The following is a 7,640-nucleotide window of genomic DNA, read 5'->3' on the forward strand; positions in this document are numbered from 1 at the left end:
AAAATCTGTTTAATTGGAGGCGAAGATGTTGATAAAAGAATTCTTTTGTCTCAATATTTAATTGAAGCTGGATTTGAAGTCACCATTGTGGGAACTAGTCCCAAAACTTTTCCTAAATCTATTAATTACATACCGTACCATTTAAACAGAAGCTTCTCTCCTATTTCAGATTTAAAAACCGTGCTATGGTTAAAACAGTTTTTTAAAAACAATCATTTTGACCTTATTCATACTTACGATACCAAACCTGCATTTCTAGTACCTCTTTCGCAACTAAAAACAAAAACGCCAATAACCAGGACAGTTACTGGCTTAGGTACTATTTTTATGTCTAAAACTTTTTCTAGTGCTGTTTTAAGAAAAGTTTACTTGTTTTTACATACGTTCGTTAAAAATCGGGTTTATAAAACTATATTTCAAAACGAAGACGACAAAGAACTGTATTTAAAAAACCATCTCATTTCCAAGAACAATTCTAGTTTAATATTAAGTAGCGGTATTGAACTCAAGCTTATTACACAAAGAGCAAAACGAAATAATAATCCCTTTACATTTATCTGCGTGGCTAGATTAGTTTATGAGAAAGGCATCATCAATCTATTGGAAGCCGCCAGAATAATTAGTGACAAAGGTTATTCCTTTAAATATTTATTAGTGGGTCCGCTTGAGGAAAACTCTAAAAAATTAAATAAGGAAATTCTTTCTCAATACAAAGATATCGTGGATATTTTAGGATCTCGAAACGATGTTTTACAATTATTGGAATCTTCAGACGCTTTTGTTTTACCCACTTTTAGAGAAGGTTTTTCCAGGGTGTTATTAGAAGCAGCTGCATTAGGATTACCCATAGTTTCTACCAATGTTACTGGAGTAAGAGATTTTACAAGACATCAAAAAGAAGCCATTTTGGTAGAGCCGGAAAACTCTCTGGCTTTAGCAAACGCCATGATAGAAATAGCTACAAACACGCAATTGGCAGATAAATTAGTCGAAAACGCCTTAAAACACGTTAAACTGTTCAGTCTTGAAAATGTTTCTAAACAATATATAACTATATTTAACTCAGCTATTAATCATACTTAAAAACATGAAAATTCCTTTTTCACCTCCTTATATAAATGAAGCCGTAATTCAAGAAGTTAACAGTGCTTTAGAGTCTGGTTGGATAACTACTGGACCTAAAGTGAAACGGTTGGAAGAACTAGTATGTAAATATACTCTGGCACCGAATACCTTATGTGTTAATTCGGCCACTTCTGGTCTCATGTTAGCCTTAAAATGGTACGGCATTGGAGAGGGAGATGAAGTTATTATACCTGCATATACCTATGCAGCAACTGCATTGGCAGTTATTCATGTAGGCGCTACTCCTGTTATGGTAGATGTAGAAAAAGATTTTAATATTGCCACTCACGAAATAGAGAAAGTAATTACTAAAAAAACCAAAGCAATTATTCCTGTGGATATTGCCGGTTGGCCATGTAATTACTCAGATATTTATGCAATTATAAATAAGAAAAAAGAACTTTTTATTCCTAAACACGAGAATCAAGAAAAACTAGGAAGAGTTTTGGTTATTTCCGACTCTGCCCATTCTATTGGCGCAACCTATAAAAGTGAATATCTAGGGAAAATAACAGATATTACGGTATTCTCATTCCATGCTGTAAAAAATGTAACAACTGCTGAAGGTGGTGCTGTGTGTATAAATTTACCAGAGCCCTTTAAAAATCAAGATGAGTACAATTACTTAAGATGTTTTTCTTTAAACGGACAGACTAAAGATGCTTTCACAAAATCGAAGGCTGGAGATTGGAGATATGATATTATTTATCCAGGTTTAAAAATGAATATGCCGGATATTTTGGCCGCTATTGGAGTGGCCCAACTACCTGAATATTTTGAAAAAACACTCCAAAATCGTGTCGAAATCTATGAATATTACCATACATTCTTTAAAACGAAATCCTGGGCTATTTTACCTCCTTATAAAAGTGATGATAAAACATCGTCTTGTCATTTGTACGCTTTAAGAATAAAAGACATTTCTGAATCTGAACGAGATGCTATTATTGATAAAATCTCTAAAGAAGGTGTAGCTGTAAACGTGCATTTTCAACCTTTACCTATGTTGAGTTTATTTAAAGAAATGGGATTTGATATTGATAATTATCCAGTAGCTTATAATAATTATAAATCGGAAATATCACTTCCTATTTATCCTCAATTAACAAAAAATGAACTAGAATATATAGTTAGTACAGTAACTAATGCCGTTGAATCTTCGCTATGATTAAAAGGGTTTTTGATATAATTTTTTCCTTTTTCGGATTGATTTTATTACTACCTTTATTACTAATAATAGCGTTACTAATAAAACTTGAGTCTAAAGGCCCGCTTTTCTACCTACAAACTAGGGTTGGCAGACATAGTAAGGATTTTAAGATTTTTAAATTTAGAACCATGTTTGTTGGTTCAGATAAAAAAGGTTTATTGACTCTGGGAGATAGAGATCCTAGGATTACAAAAACCGGTTATTTTTTAAGGAAATATAAATTAGACGAACTCCCACAACTAATTAATGTTTTTATAGGCAATATGAGTTTTGTTGGCCCAAGACCAGAAGTGCGCAAATATGTGAATTATTATTCTCACGAAGATTTAATAGTTTTAAATGCAAAACCTGGAATAACAGATTATGCTTCCATTATGTATAGAGATGAAGCAGAACTTTTAAATGAAGCCAGCAATCCTGAGCAGTTTTATATTGAAAATATCATGCCTAAAAAAATAGAATTGAATAAGAAATACATTAATAGCCAAGGTCTCATTACAGACTTTAAAATTATTGTTAAAACAATTCAAATTATTATTTCATGATGGATGTTTCAAATGGTTATTTTGTAGTTTCTTTAGATTTCGAATTACATTGGGGGGTTTTCGACAAGAGAAGTGTTTCCGAATATCAGGAAAATTTAGAAAATGTTAAGCTGGTTGTGCCTAAACTTCTAAAACTGGCGGATGATTATGATGTTAAACTTACTTTTGCTACTGTTGGTTTTTTATTTGCTGAAAATAAAGAAGAACTACTTGAAAGCAATCCCACTTTATTACCCACTTATACTAACCCAAATTTTAGTCCATACCGTACTTTAGATAATATTGGTGCCAACGAAAAAGATGATGAATTTCACTATGCACCCTCACTAATTAATCAAATTCAACAAACAAATAATCATGAAATTGGCACCCATACCTATTCTCATTATTACAGTTTAGAAGATGGACAAACAAGAGAACAATTTGAAGCAGATCTCATCGCAGCTATTTCAATTGCTAAAAAAAGAAACATTAGTATAAAGAGCCTTGTTTTTCCTAGAAATCAAGTGAACATAGCTTATCTAGATATTTGCAAAAAACATGGAATTATTGCCTATCGCGGCATAGAAAGACATAAAATGTACGATAGCACAGATAGAGATTACCATAAAAAACAAACCACTAGAGGCTTAAGGTATGCAGACGTATATTTTAACATTTCGGGCTATAACACTTATAAATTAAGTGAATTAAAAACCGGAAACGGCCTTATAAACTTACCATCCAGCTGTTTTTTAAGACCTTATAGTAAAACACTTAAACTTTTGGAACCGTTAAGAATTTCTAGAGTTACAAATGCCATGTCATTTGCCGCAAAAAACAATGAAATGTTTCATCTTTGGTGGCATCCTCATAATTTTGGAACTTATATAAATGAAAACTTTTCCGGACTTGAAAAAATGTTTGAGCATTATTCAGAGCTAAATAAAAAATTAAACTACAAGAGCGTAACTATGGAAGAATTAGCTAGATATATCTAATTGAATTTTATTAAAAAAAATTCACAATCATTTCTTTTATAGAACCGAAGTTTTATATGCTTTTGATGCTCAATTTCTTATTAACAAATTCCATTTAAATATTTAAAACCATTGTTTTTACTGATTATAAGAAAGTTTATAAATAAAAAACCTTCAATAGCTCTGCCCATAGGTTAATTTATTTTAAGTTGCTTTTTAATTATTCTTTCCTTTAATTTAGAAATTATTAGAACATGCTTTATTATGTGAATTAGTATTATATTTTTTGTATATTTAACCAACGGTAATAGCCCACTTTATCAAGTAGAACACCTTCCTCCCTTAATTAATTTTAGCAGTTATATTTATTATTATTTTTAAAAAATTAAGTTTATTTAAAGAAAATTGACTTTTGCTTTTTAGAATGAAAAACTTAGTGATATTTTAGATTAATAAATCACATGGATTTCAATAAAATCCAAAACGTGAAAATTAGTAATTTATCGTATTTATTTGATGTTTGCCTTATAAACATAGATATTTACGTTAGTTAACAATGTATGTAATTTGAATTCAAAAATATGGATGTCGTCGCCACACATGAGTGGACATGAAGAGAAATTTATTAACCAAGCATTTAAAACAAATTGGATTGCTCCATTAGGACCAAATGTTAATGGTTTTGAAGCAGATTTAGAGTCGTATTTAGGAGAAGATGTACATGTAGCAGCCCTTACAACAGGAACGGCTGCAATACATTTAGCATTGGTATTATTAAACATAACAGAACATGATGAAGTAATTTGTCAAACAAAAACTTTTGTTGCTTCAGTAAATCCAGTACGATATTTAGGAGCCCAACCCATTTTTGTTGATAGCGAATTAGATACGTGGAATATGTGTCCTGTTTTATTAAGACAGGCCATAGAGGATAGAATTAAAAAAGGAAAAAAACCAAAAGCCATAGTGGTAATTAACTTATATGGCATGCCACATAAAGTGATGGAAATAGAAAACATATCGAAAGAATATCAAATTCCTATAGTTGAGGATAGTGCCGAAGCCTTAGGAAGTAGCTACTTTAATCGAAAATGTGGCACTTTTGGAGATTTCTCAGTATTGTCGTTTAATGGTAACAAAATTATTACCACCTCGGGTGGCGGGGCTTTAGTTTCAAAAAACATAGAAACTAAAAACAACACAGTATTCTTGGCAACACAAGCAAAAGATCCAGGCATGGAATACTCCCACTCTTCTATTGGTTACAATTATAGAATGTCTAACATCTTGGCAGGAGTTGGAAGAGGGCAAATGAAGGTTTTGGACAATTACGTTAATTTAAGAAGATCAAACTATAAATATTATTTAGAACATTTAAAAGATATAAAAGAAATTGTTTTTTTAAACGAGCCTAAAGGCTACTTCTCTAATAGATGGTTGACCGTTATAGTTTTAAAAACCCATAAAATGAGAGAAGACTTATTGAAAGTTTTGGAAACTCAAAATATAGAAGCACGCCCATCATGGAAACCAATGCACTTGCAGCCAATGTTTGAAAAGTTTCCAAGTTATTTAAATGGAGTGTCAGAACATTTATATAAAAAGGGCCTGTGTTTGCCTAGTGGCTCTAATTTAACAGAGATTGAATTAAATAAAATAGTAAAAACAATAAAACAATATTTTGGATAAATTTATAATCATACTAAGAAATTTTTCACATCAATATGCTTCCAAGTGGCTTGTGTTGCTATTTGATTTATGTGTGGTTTTATTTACATTTTTCTTAGCTTATGTTATCCGTTTTAACTTTGAAATTGTTTTTGATTTCCCCATTTTCTTAAAACAAGTTCCATTTGTTTCGGCAGCTGCTATAATTAGTTTTTTAATAGTTAATTCCCATAAAGGAGTTGTTAGATTTACGGGTGTAAAAGATGTTATCAATCTCATTATAGGTATCAATATCTTAGCAACTCTCTTAATTGTAACCACTTTTTTAAGTAGGAAATTTCATTTCGATATTGTTTTTGATATTCCAGGTTCAATCATTTATATTCATTTATTATTGAATATTTTCTTTTTAGTAGGAACTAGGTTTTTTATAAAATCTATTTACCGAAGTATTGTAACAGATTTTGAAGAACAAAAATCAGTGTTAATTTATGGCGCTGGAACTTCTGGGATGATAACTTACGATGCAGTTACAAACGATCCAAAAAGCAATATTAAGGTAGTTGGGTTTATTGATGACAACGAAAGTAAAGCTGGCAAGAAAATCAATCTCTTAAATGTTTATGAACCTGATAAAATCACCAAAGAGTTTATTAAAAAAAACGGAATAGATGAGGTTATTATATCTATTCAGCGGATCGACTCCAACAGATTACTTCAAATTACCAGCAGTCTTTTTGCTTTAAATCTTAAGGTGAAAATTGTTCCTGCAGTAAAAAACTGGATCGATGGTGATTTAAGTATTGGTCAAATAAAAGATTTAAATCTAGAGGATTTACTTGGTAGAGAACCCATAAGTATAGACAACCCCTTACTAGTTGAAGAATACAACAATAAAGTTATAATTGTTACGGGTGCTGCAGGCTCTATTGGGAGTGAATTGATTAGAAAGCTATCTCGTTATCAGTTTAATAAACTTATTCTAATTGATAATGCAGAATCTAGTTTGTACGATATCCAACAAGAATTAATTAGAAATGGCATTAAAAACATAGAGGCTATTGTTGCAGATATTAGAAATAAGGTTAGAATGAATATTATTTTCGATTTATATAAACCGGACATTTTATTCCATGCTGCAGCTTATAAACATGTTCCCCTGATGGAACAAAATCCATACGAAGCCGTAAGCGTTAATGTTAGAGGCACCAAAAATCTAATTGATTTATCGGTTAAGTATGGTGCAGATAAATTCATTTTAATATCCACAGATAAAGCGGTAAACCCAACCAACGTAATGGGAGCAACAAAACGCATAGCCGAAATGATAGTTTGTTGTCAAAACAAAGCTAGTTCTGGAAAAACAAAATTTGTAATTACCAGATTTGGAAATGTTTTAGGTTCCAACGGCTCCGTTATTCCTTTATTTAGAAAACAAATAGAATCGGGAGGGCCTTTAACAGTAACCCATAAAGATATTATTCGATATTTTATGACTATTCCTGAAGCCGCTCAACTGGTCCTTGAAGCTTCGGCCATGGGTCTAGGTCAGGAAATATTTGTATTCGATATGGGAAAACCAGTAAAAATATTCGATTTGGCCATAAATATGATAACCCTATCTGGATTAAGATATCCAGAAGATATTAATATTAAAATTTCAGGGTTACGTCCAGGAGAAAAAATTTATGAAGAGTTATTAGTAGATGGCGAAAACACAAAGCCCACCTACAACGAAAAAATAATGATTGCTAAATGCAAGCCTGTTAACATTCCAAATATGGAACAATATATAGATGAACTATGTAAATTAGGACCAAACACTCAAAACATTGAAATTGTGTCCCAAATAAAAAATATTGTTCAAGAATATAATCCAAACAATACTAAATACGACGTTTTAAACATTAGACTCTAATCAAATATGAAAGTAAAACTTATAAAACAATTATTCTATACAGCGTTTTTAATTGCAATTTTCACTGCTTGTTCATCCTGTGTTTCGAGTAAAGAAATTATTTATTTTCAAGATGAACCCTTAGGAAACCTAGACAAGGTTAATTTTAATCCTGAAACGGTATTTAAGCCTAACGATTTACTTTCGATATATGTTTCTGGACCAGATGCAGAAAC

At 31.2% G+C, this 7,640-nt stretch carries 6 protein-coding genes and 1 pseudogene; all 7 read left to right on the forward strand.

Features of this window, described 5'->3' with window-relative positions; genetic code table 11:
- Nucleotides 1-1,083: glycosyltransferase (locus VKY47_RS05285; RefSeq protein ID WP_324310970.1), on the forward strand; the 1,083-nt coding region annotated here is incomplete at its 5' end.
- 4 nt (nucleotides 1,084-1,087) lie between these two features.
- Nucleotides 1,088-2,293 (forward strand): DegT/DnrJ/EryC1/StrS family aminotransferase, encoded by a 1,206-nt coding sequence (locus VKY47_RS05290; protein WP_324310972.1) that lies wholly within the window; start codon nucleotides 1,088-1,090, stop codon nucleotides 2,291-2,293.
- Entirely contained in the window at nucleotides 2,290-2,880 is a 591-nt protein-coding gene (locus VKY47_RS05295) for a sugar transferase (RefSeq protein WP_324310973.1), read from the forward strand. Before VKY47_RS05290 ends, VKY47_RS05295 begins: the two co-directional genes overlap by 4 nt.
- Nucleotides 2,877-3,860, forward strand: a complete 984-nt coding sequence (locus tag VKY47_RS05300) for a polysaccharide deacetylase family protein (protein WP_324310974.1) — start codon at nucleotides 2,877-2,879, stop codon at nucleotides 3,858-3,860. The genes VKY47_RS05295 and VKY47_RS05300 overlap by 4 nt, the downstream gene beginning before the upstream one ends.
- 546 nt (nucleotides 3,861-4,406) lie before the next feature.
- Nucleotides 4,407-5,528: a DegT/DnrJ/EryC1/StrS family aminotransferase gene (locus tag VKY47_RS05305; RefSeq protein WP_324310976.1), complete on the forward strand. Its 1,122-nt coding sequence runs from the start codon at nucleotides 4,407-4,409 to the stop codon at nucleotides 5,526-5,528.
- Nucleotides 5,521-7,425, forward strand: coding sequence for a polysaccharide biosynthesis protein (locus tag VKY47_RS05310; RefSeq protein WP_324310978.1), 1,905 nt, complete (start codon nucleotides 5,521-5,523; stop codon nucleotides 7,423-7,425). The genes VKY47_RS05305 and VKY47_RS05310 overlap by 8 nt, the downstream gene beginning before the upstream one ends.
- A gap of 6 nt (nucleotides 7,426-7,431) precedes the next feature.
- A pseudogene (locus tag VKY47_RS05315) lies at nucleotides 7,432-7,640 on the forward strand (polysaccharide biosynthesis/export family protein); the annotation flags it as partial.

The organism is Xanthomarina sp., assembly GCF_035306705.1.
GTDB lineage: Bacteria > Bacteroidota > Bacteroidia > Flavobacteriales > Flavobacteriaceae > Xanthomarina.

Coding starts and splice junctions, on each gene's coding strand:
- VKY47_RS05290 (WP_324310972.1), top strand. CDS start 1,088: ATGAAAATTCCTTTTTCACCTCCTTATATAAATGAAGCCGTAATTCAA.
- VKY47_RS05295 (WP_324310973.1), top strand. CDS start 2,290: ATGATTAAAAGGGTTTTTGATATAATTTTTTCCTTTTTCGGATTGATT.
- VKY47_RS05300 (WP_324310974.1), top strand. CDS start 2,877: ATGATGGATGTTTCAAATGGTTATTTTGTAGTTTCTTTAGATTTCGAA.